At 63.4% G+C, this 25719-nt stretch carries 32 protein-coding genes and 2 pseudogenes; 15 read left to right on the forward strand and 19 right to left on the reverse strand.

Annotation, left to right across the window (positions count from 1 at the left end; translation table 11 throughout):
• Positions 1–29: 29 nt before the first annotated feature.
• Positions 30–156, forward strand: a pseudogene (locus NKI08_RS29110) (HAD family hydrolase); the annotation flags it as partial.
• Between the two features lie 74 nt (positions 157–230).
• Here NKI08_RS29110 and NKI08_RS29115 read toward each other — a convergent pair.
• The 4 genes and pseudogenes from NKI08_RS29115 to NKI08_RS29130 all read right to left on the reverse strand — a co-directional run.
• On the reverse strand, positions 231–518 hold the full coding sequence (locus NKI08_RS29115) for a hypothetical protein (RefSeq protein WP_352472174.1): 288 nt from the start codon (positions 516–518) through the stop codon (positions 231–233).
• Between the two features lie 69 nt (positions 519–587).
• Positions 588–1178 carry an RES family NAD+ phosphorylase gene (locus NKI08_RS29120; RefSeq protein ID WP_352579470.1) on the reverse strand — a complete coding sequence of 197 codons (591 nt, stop codon included), beginning with the start codon at positions 1176–1178 and terminating at the stop codon, positions 588–590.
• Positions 1179–1526 (reverse strand): antitoxin Xre/MbcA/ParS toxin-binding domain-containing protein, encoded by a 348-nt coding sequence (locus NKI08_RS29125; protein ID WP_023680350.1) that lies wholly within the window; start codon positions 1524–1526, stop codon positions 1179–1181.
• A 145-nt stretch (positions 1527–1671) separates the two neighbouring features.
• Positions 1672–1869: pseudogene (locus NKI08_RS29130) on the reverse strand (pseudouridine synthase); the annotation flags it as partial.
• A 134-nt stretch (positions 1870–2003) separates the two neighbouring features.
• On the opposite strand from NKI08_RS29130, the gene NKI08_RS29135 reads away from it, so the two are divergent.
• Entirely contained in the window at positions 2004–2294 is a 291-nt protein-coding gene (locus NKI08_RS29135) for a hypothetical protein (RefSeq protein ID WP_352774400.1), read from the forward strand.
• Positions 2295–2765: 471 nt separating this feature from the next.
• Here the strand turns inward: NKI08_RS29135 and NKI08_RS29140 are convergent, their stop codons facing one another.
• Positions 2766–3530 carry a pseudouridine synthase gene (locus NKI08_RS29140; protein WP_352774402.1) on the reverse strand — a complete coding sequence of 255 codons (765 nt, stop codon included), beginning with the start codon at positions 3528–3530 and terminating at the stop codon, positions 2766–2768.
• 115 nt (positions 3531–3645) lie between these two features.
• Between NKI08_RS29140 and NKI08_RS29145 the strand changes: the two genes are divergently transcribed.
• Entirely contained in the window at positions 3646–4236 is a 591-nt protein-coding gene (locus NKI08_RS29145) for a DUF922 domain-containing Zn-dependent protease (protein ID WP_352774403.1), read from the forward strand.
• Positions 4237–4272: 36 nt separating this feature from the next.
• Here NKI08_RS29145 and NKI08_RS29150 read toward each other — a convergent pair whose 3' ends face one another.
• Positions 4273–5016, reverse strand: a complete 744-nt coding sequence (locus NKI08_RS29150; protein ID WP_352501239.1) for an SDR family oxidoreductase — start codon at positions 5014–5016, stop codon at positions 4273–4275.
• 283 nt (positions 5017–5299) lie between these two features.
• Between NKI08_RS29150 and NKI08_RS29155 the strand changes: the two genes are divergently transcribed.
• The 5 genes from NKI08_RS29155 to NKI08_RS29175 all read left to right on the forward strand — a co-directional run bounded on the left by NKI08_RS29155 (position 5300) and on the right by NKI08_RS29175 (position 10269).
• On the forward strand, positions 5300–5923 hold the full coding sequence (locus NKI08_RS29155) for an NAD(P)H-dependent oxidoreductase (protein WP_352774406.1): 624 nt from the start codon (positions 5300–5302) through the stop codon (positions 5921–5923).
• A gap of 874 nt (positions 5924–6797) precedes the next feature.
• The gene (gene arsC / locus NKI08_RS29160; protein ID WP_352774408.1) at positions 6798–7220 is read left to right on the forward strand and encodes an arsenate reductase (glutaredoxin); all 423 of its coding nucleotides are present in this window, start codon (positions 6798–6800) and stop codon (positions 7218–7220) included.
• A gap of 69 nt (positions 7221–7289) precedes the next feature.
• The gene (locus NKI08_RS29165) at positions 7290–7622 is read left to right on the forward strand and encodes an ArsR/SmtB family transcription factor (RefSeq protein ID WP_352744163.1); all 333 of its coding nucleotides are present in this window, start codon (positions 7290–7292) and stop codon (positions 7620–7622) included.
• Positions 7623–7672: 50 nt separating this feature from the next.
• Positions 7673–9049 carry an FAD-dependent oxidoreductase gene (locus tag NKI08_RS29170; protein WP_352774410.1) on the forward strand — a complete coding sequence of 459 codons (1377 nt, stop codon included), beginning with the start codon at positions 7673–7675 and terminating at the stop codon, positions 9047–9049.
• On the forward strand, positions 9046–10269 hold the full coding sequence (locus NKI08_RS29175; protein WP_352774412.1) for an MFS transporter: 1224 nt from the start codon (positions 9046–9048) through the stop codon (positions 10267–10269). The genes NKI08_RS29170 and NKI08_RS29175 overlap by 4 nt, the downstream gene beginning before the upstream one ends.
• 24 nt (positions 10270–10293) lie before the next feature.
• Here NKI08_RS29175 and NKI08_RS29180 read toward each other — a convergent pair whose 3' ends face one another.
• Entirely contained in the window at positions 10294–10518 is a 225-nt protein-coding gene (locus NKI08_RS29180) for a hypothetical protein (protein WP_352774442.1), read from the reverse strand.
• Between the two features lie 229 nt (positions 10519–10747).
• Entirely contained in the window at positions 10748–11113 is a 366-nt protein-coding gene (locus NKI08_RS29185) for a VOC family protein (RefSeq protein WP_023680367.1), read from the reverse strand.
• Between the two features lie 109 nt (positions 11114–11222).
• Here NKI08_RS29185 and NKI08_RS29190 point away from each other — a divergent pair, with 109 nt between their 5' ends.
• Together NKI08_RS29190 and NKI08_RS29195 are read left to right on the forward strand one after the other, a co-directional pair.
• Positions 11223–11534 (forward strand): hypothetical protein, encoded by a 312-nt coding sequence (locus tag NKI08_RS29190; RefSeq protein WP_031213092.1) that lies wholly within the window; start codon positions 11223–11225, stop codon positions 11532–11534.
• 44 nt (positions 11535–11578) lie between these two features.
• A complete protein-coding gene (locus NKI08_RS29195; protein WP_352774415.1) occupies positions 11579–12454 on the forward strand; it encodes a sigma-70 family RNA polymerase sigma factor in 876 nt (291 codons plus the stop codon).
• Between the two features lie 188 nt (positions 12455–12642).
• Here the strand turns inward: NKI08_RS29195 and NKI08_RS29200 are convergent, their stop codons facing one another.
• From NKI08_RS29200 to NKI08_RS29225, 6 genes are all read right to left on the reverse strand, one after another.
• On the reverse strand, positions 12643–13800 hold the full coding sequence (locus NKI08_RS29200; RefSeq protein ID WP_352541179.1) for a sulfite oxidase: 1158 nt from the start codon (positions 13798–13800) through the stop codon (positions 12643–12645).
• A gap of 580 nt (positions 13801–14380) precedes the next feature.
• Complete coding sequence (locus NKI08_RS29205; protein ID WP_352774417.1) at positions 14381–15025, reverse strand: hypothetical protein; 645 nt, start codon at positions 15023–15025, stop codon at positions 14381–14383.
• Between the two features lie 167 nt (positions 15026–15192).
• A complete protein-coding gene (gene dinB / locus NKI08_RS29210) occupies positions 15193–16434 on the reverse strand; it encodes a DNA polymerase IV (RefSeq protein WP_352774419.1) in 1242 nt (413 codons plus the stop codon).
• 130 nt (positions 16435–16564) lie between these two features.
• Complete coding sequence (gene ybiA, locus NKI08_RS29215; protein WP_352774420.1) at positions 16565–17113, reverse strand: riboflavin biosynthesis intermediates N-glycosidase; 549 nt, start codon at positions 17111–17113, stop codon at positions 16565–16567.
• Between the two features lie 98 nt (positions 17114–17211).
• Entirely contained in the window at positions 17212–17670 is a 459-nt protein-coding gene (locus tag NKI08_RS29220; protein ID WP_352774422.1) for a GNAT family N-acetyltransferase, read from the reverse strand.
• A gap of 68 nt (positions 17671–17738) precedes the next feature.
• Positions 17739–18107 (reverse strand): hypothetical protein, encoded by a 369-nt coding sequence (locus NKI08_RS29225; protein ID WP_352774424.1) that lies wholly within the window; start codon positions 18105–18107, stop codon positions 17739–17741.
• 149 nt (positions 18108–18256) lie between these two features.
• Here NKI08_RS29225 and NKI08_RS29230 point away from each other — a divergent pair, with 149 nt between their 5' ends.
• Positions 18257–18565, forward strand: coding sequence for a hypothetical protein (locus tag NKI08_RS29230; protein WP_352774426.1), 309 nt, complete (start codon positions 18257–18259; stop codon positions 18563–18565).
• 229 nt (positions 18566–18794) lie between these two features.
• Here NKI08_RS29230 and NKI08_RS29235 read toward each other — a convergent pair whose 3' ends face one another.
• On the reverse strand, positions 18795–19490 hold the full coding sequence (locus tag NKI08_RS29235; protein ID WP_352774427.1) for an XRE family transcriptional regulator: 696 nt from the start codon (positions 19488–19490) through the stop codon (positions 18795–18797).
• A gap of 238 nt (positions 19491–19728) precedes the next feature.
• Between NKI08_RS29235 and NKI08_RS29240 the strand changes: the two genes are divergently transcribed.
• From NKI08_RS29240 to NKI08_RS29250, 3 genes are all read left to right on the forward strand, one after another.
• Positions 19729–19971: a hypothetical protein gene (locus tag NKI08_RS29240; RefSeq protein WP_352774429.1), complete on the forward strand. Its 243-nt coding sequence runs from the start codon at positions 19729–19731 to the stop codon at positions 19969–19971.
• A gap of 69 nt (positions 19972–20040) precedes the next feature.
• Positions 20041–20676, forward strand: coding sequence for a high mobility group family protein (locus tag NKI08_RS29245; protein ID WP_352774431.1), 636 nt, complete (start codon positions 20041–20043; stop codon positions 20674–20676).
• Positions 20677–20741: 65 nt separating this feature from the next.
• Positions 20742–21347, forward strand: coding sequence for a DUF6456 domain-containing protein (locus NKI08_RS29250; RefSeq protein WP_352774432.1), 606 nt, complete (start codon positions 20742–20744; stop codon positions 21345–21347).
• 44 nt (positions 21348–21391) lie between these two features.
• Here NKI08_RS29250 and NKI08_RS29255 read toward each other — a convergent pair whose 3' ends face one another.
• Together NKI08_RS29255 and NKI08_RS29260 are read right to left on the reverse strand one after the other, a co-directional pair.
• Positions 21392–21703: a hypothetical protein gene (locus NKI08_RS29255; protein WP_352467934.1), complete on the reverse strand. Its 312-nt coding sequence runs from the start codon at positions 21701–21703 to the stop codon at positions 21392–21394.
• A 224-nt stretch (positions 21704–21927) separates the two neighbouring features.
• Positions 21928–22245, reverse strand: a complete 318-nt coding sequence (locus NKI08_RS29260; RefSeq protein ID WP_352472135.1) for a hypothetical protein — start codon at positions 22243–22245, stop codon at positions 21928–21930.
• A gap of 219 nt (positions 22246–22464) precedes the next feature.
• Here NKI08_RS29260 and NKI08_RS29265 point away from each other — a divergent pair, with 219 nt between their 5' ends.
• Entirely contained in the window at positions 22465–22722 is a 258-nt protein-coding gene (locus NKI08_RS29265) for a hypothetical protein (protein WP_352774435.1), read from the forward strand.
• Between the two features lie 254 nt (positions 22723–22976).
• Here NKI08_RS29265 and NKI08_RS29270 read toward each other — a convergent pair whose 3' ends face one another.
• A complete protein-coding gene (locus NKI08_RS29270; RefSeq protein WP_352774437.1) occupies positions 22977–24947 on the reverse strand; it encodes an acyltransferase family protein in 1971 nt (656 codons plus the stop codon).
• 192 nt (positions 24948–25139) lie between these two features.
• The gene (locus tag NKI08_RS29275) at positions 25140–25361 is read right to left on the reverse strand and encodes an alkylphosphonate utilization protein (protein WP_023675660.1); all 222 of its coding nucleotides are present in this window, start codon (positions 25359–25361) and stop codon (positions 25140–25142) included.
• Positions 25362–25719: the final 358 nt, after the last annotated feature.

Genomic DNA, 25719 nt, shown 5'->3' on the forward strand with positions numbered 1-25719 from the left:
CGCGGCGGGTGACGCATCGCACGGTCCTACTGGATGTCGGCCTGCTCAGCGGCGGCTACGGCACCGTAGAAGCTCCGCCAATCGGGCACGTTCCGCGTCTATGAAGATCCCGACGACATGCTGCGCCATGTCGACGAAGTCGGCGGCCGCACATGAAGGCGACCGGCGGGCTGTCGCCGTCATTCGATCACACCTATGTTTTGCGCATTGGAGCCATCTCTGGCGGGCTTCTATTGCGCGGCGTCCTCCTGGATTGTCTGTTCCTGGATTCGGGCGGGTGCCCCGAGACACTGATCGTAGCCGATGGTGCAATTATTCAGACATTCGTTGCGCCCCTGGATGGATTTGACGCTGTTGTAGTCGATCGGCACAGCCTGGCATTTCTTCTGGCACGCCTGGTCCTTCTCGGCGCAATTCGTGCCGTGGCCCTTAGGGTACTTCTTCGTGGTCGCTTCAGCGTTCAATGGCAAGACGGCCAGCAGCGCCAGCAGCGTCGGTATCAGTCGGAGCATACGCATGGATCCTCCCTTGCGCGTTAGACCTCTGCACTTGGAGGCAATGTTAGCGCGCCACTTCCGTTGGCCGCATCACCCGTGCGGGGGATGGATGGCAGCGGGGCCGCCGCTAGCCCAGGCAATTTCCCCGTGATCGGTTCTGATCGTCATCGCTCCGGCCGGCAGCCGATCACAAAACGCGACGACGTTCAGGCAATCATATCGCGCGCTGGGCACGATCAGACCGTCATAATCGAGGAAATGCGCGGCCTCGCCGATGTCTTGCGACCTCGGATATTCGGCGTGCTTTTCCTGATACGAAAGCTGCCCGTAGCGCGCGGTGTCGAGGCCAAGGGTCTGCAAGGCTGCCAGGTCGAGCAGTCTGAGCGTCCGGTCCAAAGCAAGATCGATCTCGAAGAGATTGTATCTGACGCGCGAAGGGATCACTGGCTGCCCCCGCGTCAGGTGGAATCTCATCTCGCTCAAGGCACCTTCGCGCTCTTGCGAGGTGTAGAGCACGTCGAACGTTCCATCGTCCCAACGGCCGCCGGAGCTCGAGCACTGGATCGGGCTGCGGCCCTGGCGCACCACACGCCAAACCGTCCCGGAGTATTCGACCGGAACCATTTCCTCGATAGCATCGATGAGCCGACTGTCTCGTCTCATCCGCCCGGCGATCGCCAATTACAGAAAGACCTCGTTCTCAAGCCGGTCGATGACTTTGAGCACGTCGAGGGCGCGGTCGTCGTGAATGAGATCTATCGCCCTTTCACCGTTCAATTGCGGGTGGCGAGCGTAAAGCCAGGTGCGGATATCGCTTGGCTCGTAGAATTCCTGCAGTCGGCCGACGATATAGTGCAGGTCCGACAGAATGAGCTCGCTGCGCGGCTGGGGCTTGATGTCGCCGGCCTTCCACCTCGAAACCGTGGCCTTGGACACGTCGGTGATGTTTGCAATATCGGTTCCCTTGAGGCCGCCAAACGTACCCAATTCGTCCAGGAACCTGGGGACCGCCCGCAATGCCGTGCTCATGCTTTTCTCTCCGGCTGCCGAGCCACTTCGCGTCGGACCAGCCCTTCAATTGCGCTGTCGCATTTCGGTTTCATAAAAGGAAAATATGAAACAGGAATGTTAATGTCAATCACCCGTTCGGTGCGAAGGCCCTGGAGCCAGCACTTCAGGCCTGAAGCAGCGCCAGCTCTTCGGCGCTCAGATGGCGTGCCTTGCCTTTGGCAAGCTCGCCGAGCTGCAATTGGCCGATCGCCACCCGCACCAGGCGCAGCACCTCGATATGGTGGGTGGCGAGCAGCCGGCGGATGTGGCGGTTGCGGCCCTCGTCGAGCACGATCTCCAGCCAGGCGGTGCTGGTGCCGCTTCCACTCGATCGAAAATCAATCGCCTGAATTGCTACAGCGCCCTGTCGCCGGTAATGCCACGGGACAATTTGTTTTGTATAGTCCTTGATGCCACGTGGCCGACGATGGTTCGATGACTTGGGAAGGGAAGATCATGCGAAGCGGATTGGCGAAATTCGTCGTGGCGGGTTGCGTCGCCGCTCAGGTCGTCCTGCAAGCGGCGCAGCCGGCGTTTGCCGCGCCGTGCGGCTGGACGGCGAAACTGGAGGAAGAGGAGGGCGGCAAAGTGCTGATGGCGTCGGTCTGCGGCGGATCGAATGGCGGCGCCCAGCTGACGCTGGCCTGTTTCGGCAAGCCGACGCTGAGCTATGATTTGGGCGACAGCGGTCCGCAACTGGAACCCGCATCGCTTCGTTCGCGTTCAAGGCCGGCGGCAAGGCGGTGACCAAGACGCTTCAACTCGAAGAAATGTACAACACCTTCACCGTGGAATTGAGCAGCACCGACCCGCTGTTGGCCCTGCTGCGCTCAAGGTCACGGTCGCCTCGGGCAAATATGGCGAGAACAGCTTTCCGCTTGCCGGCTCATCCGCCGCCATCGGCAAGGTGCTGGCCCAGTGCGGCAAAGCCAAGGCTCCTTCCGACAATGAAGATTGATGAACCCCTCACATTTCGGTTTGAATCACGCGAGACCATCGCCAGGCTTTGATCGATTTGTTTGTCCCGTCGGTTGGCCAGCTCCCATGCCCGCCCAAGAATCGCTCAAGATTTTTATGCAGAAAATCAAAGCCGCCGGCTGCGATCTGTGGTGTGCTGACGGATGTAATACCGACAGAGATTGATATCCGCCGCGCTGCTTGTTGCGTTACTTGGGCTTCGACTGGCAGCTGGCTGACTGTCGAGTCGCCGCCAGCAGTTCAGGCCTGAAGCAGCGCCTGCTCTTCCGCGCTCAGATGGCGTGCCTTGCCTTTGGCAAGGTCGCCGAGTTGCAGAGATCCGATCGCGATCCGTACCAGGCGCAGCACCTCGATATCGTGGGCGGCGAGCAGCCGGCGGATATGGCGGTTGCGGCCCTCGTCGAGCACGATCTCCAGCCAGGCGGTGCTGGTGCCGCCGCGCAGCAACTCGATCGAGCGGGCCGCCAGCAATTCTCCGTCGACGGTCGCGCCGGCGCGCAACCGCGCCAGCATGGCCTCGTCGGGCAGCGCGCCGATCTGCACGTGATAGGTCTTGGCGACATGCGAGGCGGGATCGAGCAGGCGCTGCGCGAAGCGCGTGTCGTTGGTCATCAACAGCAGGCCTTCGCTGGCCTTGTCGAGGCGGCCGACCGGCGAGACGAAAGGCAGGTCGAGGCCTGCCAGGCAATCATAGACGGTGCCGCGGTCCTGCGGGTCGTCACGGGTGGTGACCAGCCCGCGCGGCTTGTTGAGCATCAGATAGACCTTGCGCTCGGCGGCGACGCGGCGGCCGTCGACCTCGATGCGATCGCGGCCTGGATCGACGCGAATCGAGCCGTTGCGCACGATCTTGCCGGCGACCCGCACGCGCCCCTCGGCAACCAGAAGCTCGGCCTGCTTGCGCGAGCACAGGCCAAGCTTCGACAGCGCGCGACAGAGGCTGACGCCGGGAGGCTGGGCCCCGGGGGCAGGGCGTTGCCGGGCAATGTTCGGTCGCGGCGACATGATGTTGCCTGTGGATTCTTGTATACGAGCATCCCACTATAGCCGGCCGCCGGCTATGTCCACGGAAGGGAACTGCATATCGTTTGCGTCGTGCGCAGCGGCTGCGAGGACTTGCATGAAAACAGCCATTCGCCTTTGCCTGCTGCTCGCCTTGTTGCCGACATCGCCGGCGCATGCCGGCTGGCAGGCAGTCGAAAAGGTCGAGACCTATGCCATCTCAGGGCAATCCGGCCCGGAGCTCTATGCCTCGATCGGCGGGCGCGGACCGCTGCACGGCGAACGCCGCGTCATCGCGCATACCAATTTCAAGCTGACCTGGGTGAGGGACTACCAGCCGCAAGGCGACGCCTGCGTGCTGGTGTCGGCGCGACCGAAGCTGATCATTACCTACACCTTGCCGAAGCCGGCCGCGCGGCTGCCGGGCGCAATCCAGAAGAACTGGGAGGTTTTCGCAGCCGGCCTCGCCGCCCACGAGAAGGTGCACGGCGCCAGCATCGTCGACATGGTGCACAAGATCGAGGCGGCCACCATTGGCCTGACCGTCGCCGATGACCGTGGCTGCAGCAAGATCAGGATCGAAGTGACGAGACGGCTCGCCGGAATCTCGCAGGCACAACGGCAGGCGAGCCGCGATTTCGACCGGGTCGAATTCGGCCCGGGCGGCAAGCTGCGGCAGCTTGTGTTCACGCTGATGACCGGCGGATGACGCTGCGGGGGCGGCGCAGGGTACCACCTTGCGGCCTCACGCCTGCGCGGTCGGATAGAGCGTCAGGATGTTGACGTTGACCCTTGGCGGCTGGCTCACCGCATAAAGGATGGCGGCGGCGATGTCCTCGCTTTCCAGCTGCTCCATGTCGCCCAGCCTCTGCTCGACCGCCTGGCGCACATCGGCGCGCATATTCTGGGTGAACTCGGTCTTGACGGCGCCAGGCTCGATGCAGGTGACGCGGATGCCGTCCTTGCCGATCTCGCGGCGCAGCGATTCCGCCATCGCGCTCACCGCGTGCTTGGTGCCGGAATAAACCACCGAAGGGTGGATATAACGGCCGGTGCCGGACGAGACCACGACGATGTGGCCGGCGCCTTGCCGCTGCATCGACGGCAGTGCCGCATGGATCGGATAAAGCAGGCCCAGGATGTTGACGTCGACCATCCGGCGGTATTCTTCCGGCGTCGTGTTGCGGAACGGCGCGGCGACGCCGACCCCGGCAACCGCAAGCAGCATGTCGAGCCGGCCGTACTCCTGCTGGACCCGCTCGACCATCGCCGTGGCTTGCGTTTCGTCGGTGACGTCGACGGCAATCGGCAGTGCCGCGCTGCCGGTCTCACGGATCCGCTTCGCCAGATCGTCCAGCCGCTCGGCGCGCCGCGCGGCAATCGCCAGCGTGGCGCCCTCGGCCGCCAGCGCCAGGGCGGTGGCCTCGCCGATGCCGGAAGAGGCGCCAGTCACCAAGGCGATCTTGCCGCTCAGTTTTCCTGTCTGCATCTTTTTCTCCTGACGCTTTGGACCGGCCGTGAAGCTAGGGCGCGGACATTCTGGAACAATGCTGATCGAAAAACCGAATGCACCGTTAGGGTTTTGGCCCCAGCAAGCCCACGTCTGCGCACGAACGGGCCTTGACGCGACCGGAGGTGTTGCGTCTTGATACGGGGGCTGCGGGGCTTCGCATGAAAACAGCTGATCGACTACGTCTGCGGGTGGCTTGTTTGCATGCGACGCTTGCATGCACCCCCGCGATCCTCTCGCGACCGACAGGTCTGAGCGCCAGATGAAGGTCCTCGTCGTCCATTGCCATCCCTGCGCCGACAGCTTCAGCGGCGCGGTGCGCGACACGGTGCTGGAGACGCTTGCCGAAAGCGGTCACCAGGTCCACCTGCTCGACCTCTATGCGGCCGGCTTCGATCCGGTCATGCGCACGCAGGAATGGCGCGGTTACCACGACAAGGCGGCGAACCTGCAACCGGTGCACGAACATGCGCAGGAGCTGCTCTGGGCGGAGGCGGTCGTCTTCATCTATCCGACCTGGTGGTATGGCCTGCCGGCGATGCTGAAAGGCTGGCTGGAGCGTGTGCTGGTGCCGGGCTTCGCTTTCGAGATGCCGACGGCACGACGCGGCCCGCGGCCCAAATTGCGGCACATACGCCGGGTGATGGCAATGACCACATGTGGCGCCACGCCGCTGATGTCGTGGATCATGGGACAGCCCGGCCGGCGGACCCTGCTGCGCGGCTTCCGCTCCGTCTGCCATCCGCTGTGCCGGACCAAATTCCTGGCGCTCTACCGGATGGACAGCGTCTCGGCCGCCGGACGCCAGGCGCATCTGCAGCGGGTCAGAAAAGCGGTTGCCGGTCTTGGCCGCGCTGATGCCGTTGCCGCCACGGTGCCTGGCTGATCAGCCGGGTGGGCCGTCGCCGGCGCGGGCAATCGCTTTGGACGGGCGATTGCGCCAGGTTGGTGTTGGAGACGGCCAATTATCGAAGTAGGCGCCGCCCCTCTGGCCCTGCCGGGCGTTTCTCCCCGTAAACGGCAGGGCAATCGAATATGGACTTGACGGACCCACCTACCGAACGCTGCAACGCCTGAAACGAAAAACCCGCCTCGGAGGCGGATCGTTGGGAGCCAATTAGCACCATGCCCAAATTAATAGCATAGCTGCCGGCACAAAGCAAGAACAAAATACGCCGTGGCGATAGAAAATCCGAATTCCTGCTCGTCCGAGGTCGCTGCTCAGAACGATTGCAAACTCGTATTCCTTCGCCCCACTTGGCATCTCCCGCAGGGGCAGGGCAAATCGCATATGGATTCTTACGAAGAAGGGACCCCCACCCCTAACCCCTCCCCACAAGGGGGAGGGAACGCTGCCGCGTGCCTTTACTTCCCCTTGGCGCCGAAAAGCAGGCAATTTGCCGAGGTCGGCGCCGACGGAGGTCTCCCTCCCCCTTGTGGGGAGGGTTAGGGGTAGGGGTTCTTCGTAGAGCGAAAGCGTAGAGCGAAAGCCTCCGCTTTCCATCTGCGATAGCCCTGCCATAAACGGGGAGATAGACCCGGCCGCAACGCTGGCGCTATGGTTGCAACGTTGGCGCTTTGCGAAATTGTCAGCGTCCCTCGCTCCGTCTACAACGACGCCAGCAAGGTGGCATGGGGCGGCGCAAACCCGTGAAGTAAGGGGCTGATTCAACTTTAGGTCTAAAGCGATTGCTCGCCATGACATTGGCAGGGTGGCTGCTCGCCCAACCGAAACCAGCCGGACAGATGAAGGCCGCGCAATGACCGTCACCATCTACCACAACCCCGATTGCGGCACCTCGCGCAACACGCTGGCCATGATCAGGCAGTCCGGCGAGGAGCCTGAGGTGGTCGAATATCTGAAAAATCCGCCGTCGCGCGAAAAGCTCGTCGAGCTGATCGCAGCGATGGGCATGACGCCGCGCCAATTGCTGCGCGAAAAGGGCACGCCCTATGCCGAACTTGGCCTGGGCGACCCGAAGTGGAGCGACGACGAGATCCTCGATTTCATGCTGGCGCATCCGATCCTGATCAACCGGCCGATCGTGGTGACGCCGCTCGGCACCATGCTCGCCCGACCCTCCGAAGCGGTGCTCGATATCCTGCCCAATCCGGATATCGGCCCGTTCACCAAGGAGGACGGCGAGGTCGTCATCGACGTCAGCGGCAAGCGCGTCGGCTAGATATCGTCTTATTTCGATCTTTGTCGAAATTCTCTTGACGTGCAGCGATTCTGGAAATAGCTTATTTCCATGAAACTCGAAAAAGCAGCCTCGCAACTTGAAGCCCTCGGCAGCCCGACGCGGTTGCAGCTCTATCGGACGCTGGTGCGGGCGGGCGATGAGGGGCTGCCGGTCGGGCGTATCCAGGACAGATTGGGCATCGCTGCCTCAACGCTGTCGCATCACCTCAAGCGGCTGGTCGACACCGGCCTGGTGACACAGGAGCGCCAGGCGACGACGCTGATCTGCAGGGCCAACTATCCCGCCATGAACGGGCTCATCGGATACCTAGCGGACGAATGCTGCGCCGACGCCACCTGTGCGCCGGCATCGGCGGAAGCGACGGCCAAGACGGCGGCATGATTTTTTTGCCACTATAATTCGAAATTACCGGAAGGATGGAAGACATGGAGATGATCGAAAAACTCCCCGTTGCGGTGATCGGCGCCGGGCCGGTCGGTCTGGCGGCAGCGGTCCACCTGATCGCGCGGGGCATTCCTGTCAAAGTCTACGAAGCCGGCAATGCGGTTGCATCCAATCTCAGGGATTGGCGCCATGTCCGTGTGTTCACGCCCTGGCGCTATTGCGTCGATCAGGCGGCCAGAAACCTGCTCGAGGCGCATGGCTGGCGGATGCCTGAGCCCGAGGCATTCCCAACCGCGGACGACCTCGTCGCGGATTATCTCGAGCCGCTGGCAAAGCTTCCGCAATTGTCGCCGTCGATCGAAACCGGCGCCCGGGTCGTCGGCATTTCGCGCTGGGGCGCCGACAAGGTCTCGAGCAAGGAACGCGAAACCCGGCCGTTCATGCTGGTGGTCGAAACCGCCAGCGGCACCAGGCGCGATAGCGTCCGCGCCGTCATCGATGCTTCGGGAACCTGGCAGATGCCGAACCCGCTCGGCGCCGGCGGAATTCATGCCGAAGGCGAAGCCGAGTTTGCCGACCGCATCGCCTACGGCATACCCGATATTCTCGGCCGCGACCGCAGCCTTTATGCCGGCAATACGACGCTGGTCGCCGGCTCCGGCCATTCGGCCGCCAATGCGGTGCTGGATCTCGCCAGCCTGGCAAATGTGGAGGCCGGCACCGCTTTCATCTGGACAACGCGCGGCACCGACCTGGTGCGCATCTACGGTGGCGGTGATGCCGACCAATTGCCGGCACGCGGCGAACTCGGCGCCGAAGTGCGCGAACTCGCCGAGAGCGGCGGCGTCAGGCTGGTGACGGGCTTTGCGGCTGTTTCGATCCGCGATGCCAACGGCCGGCTGGTCGTCGAAGGCCAGACCAGGGACGGTTTGCAGGCGCTTGGCCCGGTCGACCGCATCATCGCGGCGACCGGACAACGCCCGGATCTCTCGCTGACCCGCGAGCTTCGGCTCGAGCTCGATCCGTGGCTGGAAAGCGTCAAGGCATTGGGACCGTTGATCGATCCCAACGAGCACTCCTGCGGCGACGTGCCACCGCACGGCCACCGCGAACTCAGCCATCCCGAGCACGGGTTCTATACGGTCGGCATCAAGAGCTATGGCCGCGCACCGACCTTCCTGCTGCTGACAGGGTATGAGCAGGTGCGCTCGGTCGCGGCGGCGATCGCCGGCGACATGATTGCGGCCGACAATGTCCAGCTTGTGCTGCCCGAGACCGGCGTCTGCACGGTGCCGCGGATCGGCGTGGCCGACAAGGGGTGCTGCGGCGGTCCGGCGCCGGCAGCGGTGGATGCGTGCTGTGTCGCCGACGCCAAGGCGAAGGCGGTCGGCAAAGGCGGCTGTGGCTGCAGCGTCGCGGCATGAGTCTTTCGCCGCCTTCGCCGGCCATCCTGCGCAGCCGCGGCGCGATTATCACCGCGCTTGGCCTGACGCAGATCATGGCGTGGGGTTCTTCCTACTATCTTCCCGCGGTCATCGCGCCGGCAGTCTCCTCCGATACCGGCTGGCCGCTGGCATGGGTTGTCGGCGGCCTGTCCCTCGGCTTGCTCACGGCAGGATTGATCTCTCCGCGCGTCGGGTCGTCGATCGAGCGGCATGGCGGCCGCAACGTTCTGGCGTTCAGCGCCGGATGCATCGGGCTCGGCCAGATCGGGCTGGCTGTTGCCCCTAATCTTGCGGCCTATATCGCGGCCTGGCTGGTCATCGGCCTGGGCATGGGGGCGGGGCTCTACGATGCCGCTTTCGCAACGCTTGGCCGCCACTACGGCCACGGCGCGCGCTCCGCCATCACCATGCTGACGCTGTTCGGCGGCCTTGCGAGCACCATCTGCTGGCCGATGTCAGCCTTGCTGCTGGGGGAGGTCGGCTGGCGCGGCACCTGCCTGGTTTACGCCGCCTTTCAGCTGGCAATTGCGCTTCCGCTCTATCTGGTGATCCTGCCCCGGGAGCCGCCGCAACCGGCAGTCAAACCGGGAGTGAAGAAGGCGGCACCCATTCTCGACAACCAAGCCGATCCGTCGATCATGATCGTTCTGGCCGCGACCCTGACACTCGCAGCGGTGATCTCGTCGACACTATCGGTGCATCTGCTCACAATCCTGCAAGGCAGCGGCATGGCGCTTGCCGTAGCCGTCGGGCTCGGCGTGCTGGTTGGTCCATCACAGGTGGCGGCGCGCGCGATCGAGATGATGATCGCGCGCTACCACCATCCGATTTTCACCAAGTTTGCCTCGGTTACGTTTGTGGCGATCGGCGTTTCGACGCTCTGGGCCGGCATGCCGATCATCCCGCTGGCGCTGGGCTTCTACGGCGCAGGCATCGGTCTGGAATCCATCGCGCGGGGGACGTTGCCGCTCGCGCTGTTCGGCTCTAACGGCTACGCGAGACTGATGGGCCGCCTCGCCATGCCGAGCCTGATAGCCCAGGCGGCGGCACCCTCGGCCGGAGCATTGCTGCTGGAGCGCTTCGGCCCGCACGGGACGTTGGCCGCGCTTTCCGGCCTGGCGCTGGCCAACGTCATCCTCGCATGCGGCTTGGGCTGGCGGATGCTCCGCCGGCGGCAATCGCAGGTTCAAACCCGATAGGATTTCGACCTGCGTTCGGCGCCTTCAACTGGAGAGCGGGAGATCTTCCAAGGGATCGACAAGGAAGGACGCGGCAATCAGATCGTCGGCATCGAGGCGCAGTGAGCCTTTGGCGCCGCCCATGATGGCGGCAACCTTTTGAAACGTCTTGATCTCATGCTCGGTAATCTGGGCACTTTGCATTCTGGATTTGAGGTCAGCGACGCGCAGCCCCAATGCTTCGGACATTCCGATTTTACGGTTCGACATGGTAAGATGCTCCTCCCCGGCCCATGTTTGTTTTGCCACCCGCCCTATTCGTATTTCCTCCGCCTGCCTAAATATGAGGCATCGCGATACAGCGCCCGAACGCCCGATGCAAGGGAAGGTTCCGGCGCGCAGAGGTCACGAAATAATAATACGAAGGAAGTACGGCCGATGGTCCGGCCGGAGGTAGGACTTAGGTACGACGCCCCGCCGGACAGAGGGCTCCGGTGCCTTATCGGCTGGCGAGGACCATGCGGTTGCCTTCGCTGTCGCGAAACTCCGCCACCGTTCGCCCCGGCTGCCACGGCGCCTCATGCGCTTCGGTGATGATCTCGACGCCGCCCGCTTTCATGGCCGCGATCATTGCCCCGACATTTTCGTCGACCAGCACCAATACCGGCTCCGCGCCGGGTGCGTCGTCGGCGCGCCTGACAAAATGCAGGTTCGTCACGGCATGCGGAAATGCCAGCTCGATCCAGCGCCAGCCGCCATCACCCATCTTCTGGTCGGCCATGACCTGGCAGGCGAGATGCCTGGTGTAGAACGCCTTGGCGCGGTCCTGCTCGAACACCGGAAGCTCGGCAAACTGGATATGCATGATCGTCTCTCCTGCTTGATGGCTGCCGCGCAGCCGCCCACGCGGGAAAGACGATGCGGGCAACCGAAAAGATTCTTCGGCAAGGAGAATCTTTTCAGCGCAGCCGGTGATGAACTACGCGCTCATTCGATACGGTGTGAAGCAAGCCGACCTGGAAGATAACCGCGCGCTGGTCGAAAAAGTGTTCGAAGCGCTTGGCGAGGCGGCACCGCCGACGGTGCGTTATCTCGTGCTCGAGCTGGACGACGGCTCGTTCGTCCACATCGTCGGCCAGGACGGCGATTCGTCGGCGCTGACCGGGCTTGCGGCTTTCAAGGCGTTTACGGAAAACCACGCCCAGCGCCGTTCGACCCCGGCAATGCGATCGCCTGTCAAAGTCATCGGCAACTATCGTATGCTGGCGGATCAGAAAGCCGGGTAGCGCCCGCCATGCCGCTCGCGCAGAAATGGGATGCTACGCCGAAAATGAACAGGGCGACTTTGGAGGCGATGCTCGTCGGGTTGCGGCCAAGGCTGCATCGCTACTGCGCACGCATGGCCGGCTCGGTGATCGATGGCGAGGACATCGTCCAGGAGGTGCTGATCAAGGCGCTGCAGGCGATCGACGGCGGTGCGATCGTCGAACGTCCCGAGCAATGGCTGTTTCGCATCGCCCACAATGCCGCGCAGGATCATCTGCGGCGGCGCAATCGGGAAAGGTCGCGCATGACCGAGGCCGACATGAGCGTCATCGAGGATCCCTCCGGCAGCGCCGACAGCCGGCTCGCCGCCCAGACCAGCCTGCGCTCCTTCATGCAGCTTTCGGTGCCGCAGCGCAGCGCTGTGATCCTGGTCGACGTGCTCGGCCTCAGCCTGCACGAGACCTGCGAGGTGACCGGCACGACGCTTGCCGCCACCAAGGCCGCGCTGCATCGCGGGCGGGCGCAGCTCAAGCTGCTGGCGCTGCAGCCCGAACAGGCGCTGGCGCCGAGGCTCGACGCCGATGACGAGCGCCGGCTGCGGCGCTATGTCGACCTGTTCAACGCGCGCGACTTCGACGCGGTCAGGGCACTGATCGCCGAGGACGTGCGGCTCGACGTCGTCAACCGCGTCCGCCTGCGCGGCAAGGCCGAGGTGTCGACCTATTTCGGCAATTATGCCCGTATCAGCGACTGGACATTGTCGCTCGGCTTCGTCGACGGCAGGCCGGCGATCCTGATCCGCCACCCGCAAGCGGCCGACGGCGCGGTGCGCGGCTTCATGCTGGTCGAGTGGCGGAACGATCAGGTCATCCAGATCCGCGACTTCCGCTATGCGCCCTGGTGCCTGGTCGACGCGGAGATCAGGGCCGTGGAGGGGTGAGGAGAGCGCTGGAAATGGTGCGAAATGGCGATCAGGCAGCCTCCTGCTGTTTGACCCAAACGCAATTGCCACATGGCAGCACGTTCTTAGAGCGGTTCCGGTTCTCTTGGAACCGGTAACTCGCTCTAACTATCTGTTTTGCCGCATTTATGCGGACGCCACATGACTCCATTTGGCGGCAGAATCCTCTAGCCGATACGTACGCGGCGCGTCACCTGGCCATTGCTTTCCCAGTATGTGTGTTTCTTGGCTATCAAGGGATCGTCCATCGCCGGTTGAATTTGTCCCGTGGTGCTGACCGCGCGCGAGGTTACCGTGTGTTCTCCAGGAGAGGGATTTGGCCAAGCCAGGGACCAAATTTTCCAGGCGTGTTCGGCCTCCTCACTGTGGTCAATGGTCGCTGGTGTCCAAGGCCCTTGATCGATTTGCACTTCGACCCGGTCGATCGGCGCCCCCCAGGCTGCCCCAACGATGCGGTAATCTGAATCTTTCCGGGTAACCTTCGCAGGCGCGGACTTTATCAGCGCTCGCCCGACTGACGTCTCGGCCCATACGGTCTCGCCGTTGTGGTCCTCCTCCCGGATGGTGACATAGTCACGGGCCATCAGAAGGCTCATGAACCGCGTATCGCGAACCTCGATGCGCTTTAGCCACTTGACGTTGGCGATCCCGTACCAGCCTGGCGCAATGAGCCGTACCGGGAAGCCATTGGGCGCCGGCAAGGCGGCCCCGTTCATTTCATAGCAGAGGAGATTGTCGGGGTTCATCGCGTCGGCGAGCGACATGCTGCGAGCGAAGTTCTGCTGCATCTTGACGTCGCGTATCGGGATCTCGCCTGTGTCGGTACCGAAAAAGACGACCTCGATGCCCTTCTCCAGAACGCCGGCTTCCTCAAGGATCGGGGCGAGCGGCGTCCCTGCCCAGCGAGCATTGCCGATGCCGCCGGTGAAAAAGGGAAACCCGTGGTTGCCCGAGCATTCCACCGTGAAAACGACCTCCTGCCGCGGTCGCGCCCTGATGTCGGCGAGCGTTAATTCCAGGGGCTTCTTGACCAGGCCTCCGATCTCCATCGACCATGTCTTCTCGTCGATCGTTGGTCGGTTGAAATGCGAGATGCTGAAGAACTTGTCGTTTGGCGTTATCCAGCTATCCAAATCCTCCCAGACAAGCTGCTTCTGGATACCCACCGGATCGGGATTTTCGGTCGGCTGATCCAGCCATCGAATAACTTCCTCGTTCGGCCGTGTTGGAAAAGCGTAAGCCCGGCGCGATGTATAGAGAGCAGCAATTGCGGCAAGAGCCGCGCTTCCTTGAACAAGAAGTTCTCTGCGCTGAAAATCAGGCATGTTGTTTACCTCCCAGTTGATCCGGAACGGGCTGCAACGTGCCTTAGGCCGTAGCCTGATCACGGATAGGCGACACAATGTGAGGTCTGCCGACCCGGAAGTATCCGGGTAGGTCAGATAATCACCGACGCAAGTCAAGCATGTGAAGCGTTGCACGAAACGCTAGCTCGCGTTTCGCATGCTAAGAGTGCGCCTTTGAGAAGGAACTGTCCACAACTTGGACGGGACATGATGATGATTGCAGCATTCCATGCCGATTTCCGATCCTGCCAAAATCGTTGCTGCTCGGATCGCTGCCGAACGCCCGTTTCTGGGTCATTTCCGGACTTTCGCAGGTTCTCGTCGAACCGGTGTTTCCTGCCGGCCCATGGGTTGGCCGTGCGGCCGGCACCGCCCTGGTCGCTTGGGGCGGCGCAACGCTTTTGGTCTGACGACCAGGGCCGCCTCGAATGTCGCATTTGCAGGAGGAGGCGGGCCCGGGCGGCACATCAGAACCGAGGTGGCCAGCAAGCAGGCCGCCCGGCTCGGGCGCGGCAGAATCAATCACACGTGAACCATTCGCCAACCGAGCGGGGACGCCCTAGTTGGTGGTGACTTGCGTCACCGCCACGCCGGTTATCCTGCCGTTCCCGGCTGTGTAGGTGAGCGTCTGCGTGACCGTGGCGTCCTTCTGGTCGGGAGACGAAGCAGGATAAGAGGCGGCGAAGCCGAAATGGCCGTAACGATCGGGCTTGGCGGCGCCAAATTTCGCGGCCACGTCGCTCAGCGGCGCTCCGACGCCGGGCGTATCGAGTTCAATTGCTGTCAGGCTGGCAGGTGCGCCGGCGCATCCTTCCGGCACCTTGCCTTCCGGGTTCGGCTGCAGGGCGACGGACAGGACACCGTGGTCGGAGCCGCCCATCTCGCCGGAGACGAACCAGAAGATCGACGGCGATCCGCCGGCGTCGGGGCCGGCATAGCAAAGCCAGTGGCGTGAATCTCCGGCGTCGCCTTCATCGTGCATCGCTCCGCCGAAGGCTTTTTCGACATCGGCAAGCGTGGTTTCCTCAAGCTTTATCGCCAGCGGCCCGGCCTTGACCTGCTTGAACAGCGGGCTGGCCAGCGGCGAGTTGATATCGCCCAGGGATGGAATCGCCCGGTCCGGGTTGAGCGGCTTGGCCAGCGTCGTTGCATTGGTCACCAGTCCGGCAACGATGAGTGCGAAATATCCGGCGTTCTGTCCCATGCCGATCTCCTGTCGTTCGAAGTGAGGGCGGAAGGATTTGCGAGCGGGTGCTACCCTGTCTGGTTAATACCCAAACGGGTGCACGACGAACTGGTCCAAGATAAATTCACAACGGCGCAGCCTTCAACGTCATTCCGGCGACTTGGCAACCAAAGTGTAATCGAGGCTCACAGTTCCTTTTCGGCCAGCTCGCGAAACGCGTCGGGAACCGACCGCTGTAGCCCGAGCGCGACGGAGGCGTAGCCCACCGCCTCCCAGCCGAAGCGGTCGCGGATCTTGTCGACGGCGCGATCCGCGGTCCAGCGCGCCGCGCCCTTGCTGGTGCCGGGGTGGCGGCGGTCGTCGTTAAGCCCGAGCGGCAGTTCCAGTTGCAGGCCGGCATGCTGCTCCAGATGCGATACGGCGATCGCCAGCAGCGAGATTGTCTTTTCGTGCGGATGGTCGATGAGCACCTTGCGCACCAGCCCCTCGGCGATCTCGGCCAGCATGGCGGTTGCCGAAATCGGCTGGTCGAGCGTGATCGAGCGCGTCACCGAGCGCAAATCGGCAAAGCGGACGCGAACCGTCACCGTGCGACCGGGCCGCGATTTCGCCCGCAATCTGGTGGCGACCCTGTCGGCCAGATGCAGCAAAGCGGGCACGAAGACCTGCTCCTCGGCCGGTTTTCGGCCAAGCGCCGATTGCGCACCCGCCGAGCGCGCCCGGCGCTGCGTCTCGAGCTTGCGCGGATCGCGGTTCCACGCCAGCGCGTTGAGTTTCTCTCCCGCCGCCGGCCCGAGCAGGCGCTCAAGCGCCCCACCATTGGTCTTCGCCAGCTCGCCGATGGTGTTGACGCCGATGCCGGCCAGCCGCTGCCTGGTGACCGGGCCGACGCCCCACATCAGCTCGACCGGCAGGTGGTGCAGGAACTCCAGCTCGTGGCGCGGATCGACCACCACCAGCCCGTCCGGTTTTGCGACCTGTGAGGCGATCTTGGCCAGATGCTTGGTGCGGGCTACGCCGACCGAGATCGGCAGGCCGAGCTCGGCCCGCACGCGGCGGCGGATCTTGCCGGCGATCTCGGCCGGCGAGCCGAACAAATGGGTGCAGCCGGCGACGTCGGCAAAGGCCTCGTCGATCGAAATCCGCTCGACCACCGGCGTGAAATCGCCGAGCACCTTGATTGCCGCATCGCCCAGCCGCTGATAGTCCTTGAAATGGCCGCCGACGAAGATGAGTTGCGGGCAGAGTTCCCGCGCCCGCCGTCCCGGCATACCGCCGCGCACGCCGAACGCCTTGGCTTCATAGGATGCGGCAAGCACTACCCCGCCGCCGACGGCAATCGGCTTGCCGCGCAAGGCCGGGTCGAGCAACTGTTCGACCGAGGCATAGAAGGCATCCAGATCCGCGTGGAGGATGTTGGCTTCCATCCGGCCCGTTCGCCCGCGGCGGTTCGAACGCCGCATTGTCTCGAGTTGTGGTGAGAACATAAAGAGAACATTGTGGGTGGTTTGTCAAGCAGCGCGGAGGCCGCCGCAGCTGACGAGCGCACGGCAATGTTCAGCCGCACAGCCGATCGCGGGCCTGCATCAGCGCGAATCCCAACAGGTTCTCGCCGCGCCACAGCAGCGGGTTCACCGCCCTCTCGTCATCCGCCGCAAGGCCGATACCCCACACCCGGTCGACAGGGCTCGCCTCGACCAGCACCCGGTCATGCGTCGACAACAGATATTCGCGCAGCGCCGCGTTCTGACGGAACTTCTGAAAGCTCCCTTCAGTCACGATGCGATATTTGTCTGCATCCCATTTGGTGCCATCGAAGCCGCTCACCTGGCGGCCAAGCTGCTTTGCCTGCTTGGGGCTCGCCGCCCTGAGGATTTGTGTTGCCGTCGGAGCATCACCGAACAGTCGTGCCTTCTCGGCCATCATCCAGTGTTCGGCAGTCGGATAGCTCAGGCCATCGACGGTAAAAGGCGCATGCCACCACTGGCTGAAGCACGACGTGCTTATTCGGCCGTCCTTAGACGGCTGATGGCCCCAGAAGAACAGGAACTTCTGCCGGGGCTTTGCGCGAAAGGTTTTCTCAAGCCAGGTTCGGTCGTAAATCATGGGCGGATGGAGCAGGGCGAAAGGCCGGCTTGTCAATGCTCCATCCAGAGTGGGTAGCGAAGATGAGCGGTCGGCGCTGAATGCGATGAAATGCTGATCTACAGCGCCATCTTGTAGCCGAGATGACTGGCGGTGAAGCCGAGGCGCTCGTAAAAAGCGTGCGCCTCCCGTCGACCTTTGTCCGTGGTGAGCTGGACGAAGCTGCAATTGCGCGAACGGCATGTTTCAATCGCCCATTCGATCAACAGCTTGCCGACGCCGCGCGAGCGCCATTGCCGGGCGACGCGAACGCCTTCGATCTGGCCGCGCCAGGCGCCTTTTCTCGAAATGCCTGGAAGGAAGCTGAGCTGCAGCGTTCCGACCACTTGCCCGGCGTTGACCGCGACGGCCAGCAACTGGTTGGGATCGGTATCGATTGCGCTGAAGGCATCGAGATAGGATGGCGCAAGCGGCGTGGACGGGTCTTCCCGGTCTGCGCCGAGCACATCGTCGGCAAGCATTGCAACGATCGCCGGCAGGTCGGGCGCCTGCGCGCGACGGAATTCGATCTCGCTCATCGCGCGGAGACATACGGCGCGGTGTCGGCGATCGCAACATCCGTTTTGCAAGGGAGGCCCGCGCGCCTTCAGGTCGCCTCGAGCGCCCAGAGGCGGTGGCCGTGGCGGCGGAAGAAGCGGGCGAAGAGGCGCTGCTGCCTGGCGCGGGTGAGGTCGGCGGCGCGCCTTTCCTGTCGCCAGTGCGGCATGTTGCGGAACATCGACAGGAAGCGTGCGGTATCCTCGAGTGCCTCCTCGGCCGACTGTGCCGGGCGGATCGCCGCCAGGAACAGAGCGCGGCTCGGCTTCATCCGGTCAATCGCCGCCTTGCGCTGGCGATGACCCTGGCGTGCCTTGCGGATGCCGTCCTGGCGGATGGCCGCGAAAGCGGCAAGCATGGCCGGGCTGTCGCCGCTATAGCCGCAGGCATGGGCGAACTGGGCTGGGTCCATCGTCATTCCCTTGCTGCCGGCCGGCTGCGGTTCTGTTGCTCACACGTATAAGCATAACTCAAATAGGCGAACAAGTGAAACTTTCACGTTGATGTAAGCGGAACCGACTCGACTCCGCTCCAAAATCCGATAATGTTGCGAACAAAGCAGGAACAATGATGGGGATAACCATGGCATTGGCAGGCAAGGAAGCGACGATCGCCGATGTTGTCTCGATTGCCGTCGAATGCATCGACTGCGGCCGCAACAGGTGGTGGAAGCCGGCCGAGCTCAAGCGGCATGGGGTGATGCCGGAGACACCGCTGGCCGCACTTTCGGGGCGCCTGATCTGCAAGGCCTGCCGGGCCGACGGCCTGCCGGGCGCCGCCGTCTCGATCCAGGCCGCCTTCATCGACGACCGGCAACGGACCCGCGCCGAGGCGCGCCTGCTCAACGGTCGAGAGCTGCAGTCGAGGCGGGCTTGAGGGGGACGGGGACGGTGTTCTTCCTTCTCCCCTTGTGGGAGAAGGTGGCCGAGCGAAGCTCGGTCGGATGAGGGGTGTTGGACGGATCGCGGAGTTGAAGACGTAGGGATTTAGACTAGAATCATCCAAATATTTTTAAACGCCGCGTTCCTTCCAGCACCCCTCATCCGGCTCGGCGCTGTGCGCCGATCCACCTTCTCCCACAAGGGGAGAAGGGAAAGCTCCCGCCTCAATACCCCAGCAGTTCCTTGAGCGGGATGACGCGGAAGACGTTCTTGATGGCGTAGCGGTTGAAGGACAGCGTCTTGGGCGGGTTGTACTGTTCGACGATCAGCTCGGCGGCGGTGCGCTTGACCAGCTTCTTGATGAAGGCCTTGCCGTTTTGCTCGTTCTCCTCGGGCAGGGTCTCGATCACCACATGGTCGCCGGGCAACGCTTCGCGGCCGCCGCAATAGATCATCTCGCCGGGCTCGTAGCGCGGCACCATCGAATCGCTCAGCACGTGCAGCGCAAACACATTGCGCAGATGCCGGATCCCCGGCGGCCGCTGGACATAGCCGGCCGGCTGGCCGTTGAAGGTGAAGTCGCCATCGTCGCCGCCGACGGCGGTACCGAGAAGCTGGATGTCCACCGGCCCGGCGGGCAGGGGGCCGGGATCGGTGACGATCTCGGCATCGGCAACCGGTCCGGCATCTTCGAGGAAAACGACCTCGCCCTTGCCGAGCGCCACCGGGTCGACGCGCAGGAAAGCGGCGGTCTTCAAAAGGTTCTCGGTCTTGGGCAGGTTGCGCCCGGTCTCCCAATTGCCGACGGCAGCGACGTCGGTGTCGTTGTGCTCGGCAATGTGACGCATCACCAGGCCGCGCTGCTTGCGCGCCCGGCGGATCGCCGCTCCGACCTTGATCGACAGTGCAGTTTTCGCCATGGCTCCATCTGAGGCATAAGATTCGGTTTCGTCTATGCAAGAATCGCTTGCATTACGATTTGAGTTATACTCTTATATAGGCATGCACAAGTCGCTTCGCCAGCTTTCGGTCCTTGAATCCGCCGTTCAGCGCGCCGGCAGCGCTCGCCTGGAGGCGGTAGCGCAACCGATCGCCGGGGCCATGCATGTGCCAACCCTTTCCCCTTCGTCGCGGCTGTCCTCCTCCCCGGCCGGGACGATGCCCGAGGCTCGCGCCTCGGATCCGGCAGCGCAAGCGGCCGGAACGGCCGGAGCCGTTCCCCTCACGGCTCCGGCCACGAATTGCCTGCCGGCCGGCAATGCGGAAGCCGCGGCTGCCTGCATCCGCACCGAAGACGGCACGGTCATCGCCTTCGACGAGCGGACGGACAAGGCAGTGTCCGGCGCAACAAGGCAGGCGGCCGAGATGAAGCGCGATCGCAGCAGACCACGCGAAGGCTGACCGGCTTTCGAGCCTGAGACCGGCGAAGCCGGCGCCGCACACAACCATTTTTGCAGGGAATGAAACATCATGGCCGCCCGCTATTCCGCCTCGGAACTGGAACAAATCGAGACCTGGCTGACGAGCGGACTGTCGGCCGCGAAGATCGCCACCCGGTTGACCGCGCTGCGCGGCCGCCCGGCCTCGCGTGCAGCCATCATCGGCATCGTCCACCGCACCGCCCGTTTGCGCACCATCGGCCTTGCCAGATCCAAGGGCTGGTGTGGCGGACGCTCTGGCGGCCGGCTCGGAAATTCGGCGCCTGAGCCATCAAGCACTGCTGATCAAGCGGCGTCGGCTCCGAAGGCCGAGCCACGCTGCCGCCCGGCAAGGCTGTCGGCCAGGCTGGCGCCGCCGGCCTGGCAGCCGGGTCCTGCTCGGATCACCGGGACCGATGGCGCACCGCTCGAAATGCCGGCGCCGCGCCCGATCGCCGCCGGCGGCCGCCAGCCGCATTTCGTTGCCATGCGCTTCATCGATTGCCTGTTCGAGCGCTGCCGCGCGCCGCTCGACACGACGCCGCAGGAGGATGCGGAAAACGACGCTCCCGGCAGCCGGCCAGGTTTGGACATGCTGTGCTGCGGAATGCGCACGAACCCATCGAAAAGCTACTGCGCCTATCACGCTGCGCGCTTCCTGCGCACGCTGCCGGCCGAAGCGATTTGAGCCCGCTGCAATGAGGCTGGAAGTTCGCCAGAGCCCGACGACCAAAACCCAGGAGGACCGAGCCGATGAGCACCAAAACCGCCCAAAAGGCCAAAGCCAGGCCACCGAGATTGCCGAAAGGCGAGGCCGAGCAGGTGCGCATCCGCAAGGAGATCGGCCATGATTTCGCACTGAAAGACGACCGGTTCGGCCGCAAGCGGCTGGCGAAGGGGACGCAGGAAGGAGCGCGCCTCTATGAGGTCTCCAATGACGGCCACACAGCGGCCGGCGGCATCGTGCGGGTGCGCAACGTCGACCCGCTGAGCGGCCTCACCTCGCTTTCGCGCCAGCAGCGCGAGGCGGGCATGCGCTACCGCCAGGATTTCCGCAACTCGTCCGAGGCAACCGCCAAGCCGATGGCCTGGGCCGAGCGCGTCGACGGCGGCCGCACCGGCAGCGGCGTCGCCGAACACATCCTGTCCGCCGGCCGCGACCATGCCGAGGCCACCAGGGCGCTTGCCCACTGGGAGATCGCCGGCATCGTGCAAAAGGTCTGCTGTGCCGACGCAACGGTCAAGAGCCTGGCCGAACAGGCCGGCGAGCCGCGCGACGTGGTGGTGAAACTACTCAAGATCGGGCTCGACATATTGGCCGTGCATTACGGCATGATGCTGATGCGCAAGCCGAGGTGAGAAGCCCCGCCGATCCGGCCGGCACTACCGGCCGGATCGATCCGTCAACGACGGCAGACACGGATTCTTTCGATAATCCGGTGGTGATGACGCCAGTGCCTGATGACTTCGGTGTGGCAGCGCCGGTGGTACCGGTACCGGTAGCGCGGCGCGTAGTCCTCGTTATAGACATCATAGCGGTAACGGGGAACGTACTCATCGTCGTAATCGGAATACCGATGGTGGCGATAGTAATAGTCGTCGTCGTCATAGCCGTTGCCGATGCCGATCGTGACGCTGCCGCCGGCATTCGCCGGGCCGATCACGGAAGCCGCCGATGCGATGGCGATCACCGAGGCAAGCAGGAGCTTCTTCATAGCTACCTCCTTCTTTAACGTCCCTCTAATAGAAAAACCCCCGAGGGGCAGCCTCGTTCCATAGATTGGCAAGATGTAACGAACGGACGGGCCCGAAGTTTAGCGCCTGCTGGCGCGAAAACGCCGCTGGCTGCGCCGGGGTCGGATCGTCGACGCAGCGTGGCCGCTCCTCTCAATCAAACAGCGGCAATCGCGCGTCAGTCCCGTCTTTTGCCGACGTCTGCCTACAGAACATGGCCCAGTTCCAGCAAAACGAACGCGGTCGCACCCAGCACAGCGAGGGCGTAGGCCGCATAAAGAACAAGCAGCATCACCTCAAAGTCCCGGACGAAGCTTGCGGCAATCCTGGTCTCCTTAGGCTCTGCTTTCTCAATGCGGTCGGTTTCCAACTCCTCCGTTGCCATGACGAGGCAGACAATCCTGTCGTTGTCGGCCGCCTGCAATATCCGTTCCGTCAAATCGACTGCAATCACTGGATCATCGGCCAACTGATCCCGCGATAGCCGGCTTTCAGTGACGGTCTGGATTTCACGCTTTCTCACGCACGCATAATTGCGTTGACTAAATTAGGTTCCACTAAAATATATAGATTGCCTCGACCCGATCACGACGTGGTGAGGCGTGAGCCCAGCTGGGCGGGGAACCGCCGCCCGAGGTTCGCATTTGTCGACTGTCGGGGCGAATCGCGATCCGCATCCTCCGATCAAAGGGCGCGGGCTTCTTCATAGGCTGCTACGATGCGCCATTGCTGGTAGGTCGCAATGCCAAAGCAGCCAAACTCTCATATCGCGAACGCAGCGCCGACGTCTTCGGTGCTGACCGGTTATGACGAAGATCGCATGCTTACTTATATCCGGCTGCTCGACGCTTCGGCGGAAGGAACGGACTGGCGCGAGGTCGCCCGCATCGTCCTGCATCTTGATCCGGAGCGGGAGCCGGAGAGGGCTTTCCGGGCGTGGGCGACACATCTGGCGCGTGCACGATGGATGACCAGGAAGCGGAACGAGTTGCGCCAGTAGCATAAAGAGCGGTGCGGACGAGCACCCTGACATTTAAGCGGAACTGCCGTTTCGGTCTGGCCGTTGAGGGAGAAGGCCAACATGGAAAAGCGCCCAATGACTTCTTGGCGAGCCAATACTTTCGAGTTGTGCTGCCTTCTTGCAGTTCCGCTGTCGCTTCTCCTTACCGTTTTCCTGGCGGGTCTCATCCTTAGCTGACCCCGCATGGTTGCTTGCCGAGAGGCTGAGTCGTGATCCGACAAGATCCGGAACCGTTACTTTACAGCCGCCGCCATCACATCCGAAAACAGCGCCCGCTCCACCGCCGGTTCCAGCGTTTCGGCGAAGGGCGTCGCCAGGTGGTGGCGGTCGCGGAAGGCTAGTTTGCCGTCGATGAAGACGTGGCAGGTGGTCTGGTCGCAAAAGCGGTCGGTCATGTCGATGTAAGCAGCGTTCGGTGTCGAGCGCACGATATCGCGCTCGATGGTGGCGATGTCGTCGTTTGCCGCCATGATCCTCGGCGTGTCGCATGTCGCGGGCGTCTGGCCCCGCCACAGCGCCCGCGCCACGCATTTGTCGGCGTAGCTTGCATTGTAGGGAACGTCCCTGATGACCGCGACCTTGATGCCGGCCTGGCTGAAGGCCTGAAGCGTCCAGGTGAGGCCCGTCCGCCACTGCGCTTGCCAATCGGCGTGCCTCAACTCCTCGGGCGATTCCTTCATCACATTGCCGATCGAGAACTCCGAGATCACCACCAGTTGGGGGTGGAGCGCGATGATGTCCTTGACCGACTGCTCGCGCCATTGGTCGCATTCGGTGTAGTCGCGCTTCAGCCGCCAGTTCCAGGTCGTCACCCGCGAAGCCCGGCAGGAGGATTTGAGAAAGGTGACGACGCGAAAATTGTTCTTCTCGGCCGCCTTGATCAGCGGCGTCGACCAATGGTCGGCATGCGAGTCGCCGAACAGCACGACCGAGCGCTGGGCATCCTTGCGGCCGAACATGCAGGGTTTTGGCTTGACGGTCTCGAAATCGAGCACGCAGCCGCCATTGCTCGCGCGCACAGTAGAGAGCTGCGCGGCGCTGTCGGCGATGACGTGCTGTTCGGGGCTGAGATTGTGCTCGGCAAAGCGCGCATTGCCATAGGCCGCGACCACGCCGGCGCCGGTCAGCGCGACGGCGGGCACCAGCGCCCGCGCTGCTCCGGCCATCAGCCAGCCGTTGCGGCGGATCGGGTTCTCGATGAAATGATAGGTGAACATCGACAGAAGCAGCGTCAGCGCCGCGCAGGCAAGGCGGTCCAGGATAGACAGACCGGGAACCACCATCGCCGCATAGACGATGACCGGCCAGTGCCAGAGATAGAGCGAATAGGACAGCCGGCCCAACCATTGCATGGGCGGCAGCGCCAGCACGGCGCTCGGCAGATTGCGGCCGCCGCTGCCGCTGAGCAGCAGCAGCACGGTGCCGGCAACAGGCGCCAGCGCATTCACCCCGGGAAACGGCGAGTCTTCGTCCAGCATCAGATAGGCCCAGGCGATCAGCGCCAGACCGAGGCATGCCTGGAGCGTGGCCAGCAGCGGCCGGTCGCGCCAGATCTTTGCCGGCGCCATGGTCGCGAGGCCGCCGGCGGCGAATTCCCAGGCCCTGAGCGGCGAGAAATAGAAGGCCCAGGGCTGCGACACTTCCGTCAGCCAGGCGCAGGCGGCGAAGGAGGCCGCGCCGGCGACGCCGATGACGATTATAGCGGCGCGCTTGCCGGGACGCAGCCAGGCGGCGGCAAGAAGCAGCGCCGGCCATGCCAAATAGAACTGTTCCTCGACCGAGAGCGACCAGAAGTGGATGAACGGGTTGTTGGTGGCGTCGGCGGCGAAATAGTCGAACGACCAGCGGATCAGCCAAAGGTTGATCATGTAGGCGGAGGCGAACATGGCGCCTTTCGAATAAAGCGCCTGTTCCTCCGGCGACAGGATGAAGTAACCCGCGAACAGCGTGGCGAGGATGACGAACAGTGCCGCCGGCAACAGGCGCCGGGCGCGCCGGGCGTAGAAGCGCCAGAGGTTCAGCCGCCCGGTCTCGGTAATTTCCGTAACCAGGTGGCGGGTGATCAGATAGCCGGAGATGACGAAGAAGATGTCGACGCCGGCAAAGCCGCCGGGCAGGCCGGACAGACCAAAATGGAAGGCGATGACACCCGCCACCGCCAGCGCGCGCAGCCCTTCGATGTCAGGCCGAAATGATGCCGACACAATCACCTCATGCAAGGAATGCCCACCTCGCAGAGGCTCGACCCGATGCGACGATATTGCAATGCAACAAATCTAACGCAGTGCAACATAGGGGGAGGGCGCGGCTCCTCCAGTTCCTCGCGTGGGCGGTTCACTCACACGAGCGATTCGAGAGCCACTGATATGGAAGCGAAGCGAAGGGTGCCGAGGCGATCACGCCTTTTTCAAAAACTCGGTCTTCAGCACCAGGCCCTTCACCTGCCTGGTGCTGCATTCGATCTCGCCGGGATTGCCGGTGAGGCGAATATTCTTCACCAACGTGCCGCGCTTGATCGTCTCCGACGTGCCTTTGACCTTGAGATCCTTGATCAGGGTCACGGAGTCGCCCTCGTGCAGCGCCGTGCCATTGCTGTCTCTTATGATCGCGTCGGTCATGGCAGGTCTTTCGTGGGACTCCGGTGGGAGGTGGTCGGGCCAGTCCCCGGCCTATCCCACGCTCGGCGACAAGGTCAAGCGTCAAGCGGGGTCAAGCGTCAAGCGGGGTCAAGCGTCAAGCGGGGTCAAGCGTCAAGCGGGCCGTCCGCCAATACTATGCGGGAACGGCCGACCGGAAAACCCAGGTTGCAAGCAGACGGTGCCCCTGGACCATAATGTCATTGCCGCTCCGGCCGGCGTCGCGATTTCAAATGGCTAGAGCGGTTCCTGATTTGACGGAATCGAAGGGGATTCCGGATCAGTCGGTTTTGTGATTCAAGATGCTGGCTGGAGTGGAGGCCAGCATCGGATGACGCGA

The sequence above is a fragment of the Mesorhizobium sp. M0768 genome, from assembly GCF_040320195.1.
Taxonomy (GTDB): domain Bacteria; phylum Pseudomonadota; class Alphaproteobacteria; order Rhizobiales; family Rhizobiaceae; genus Mesorhizobium.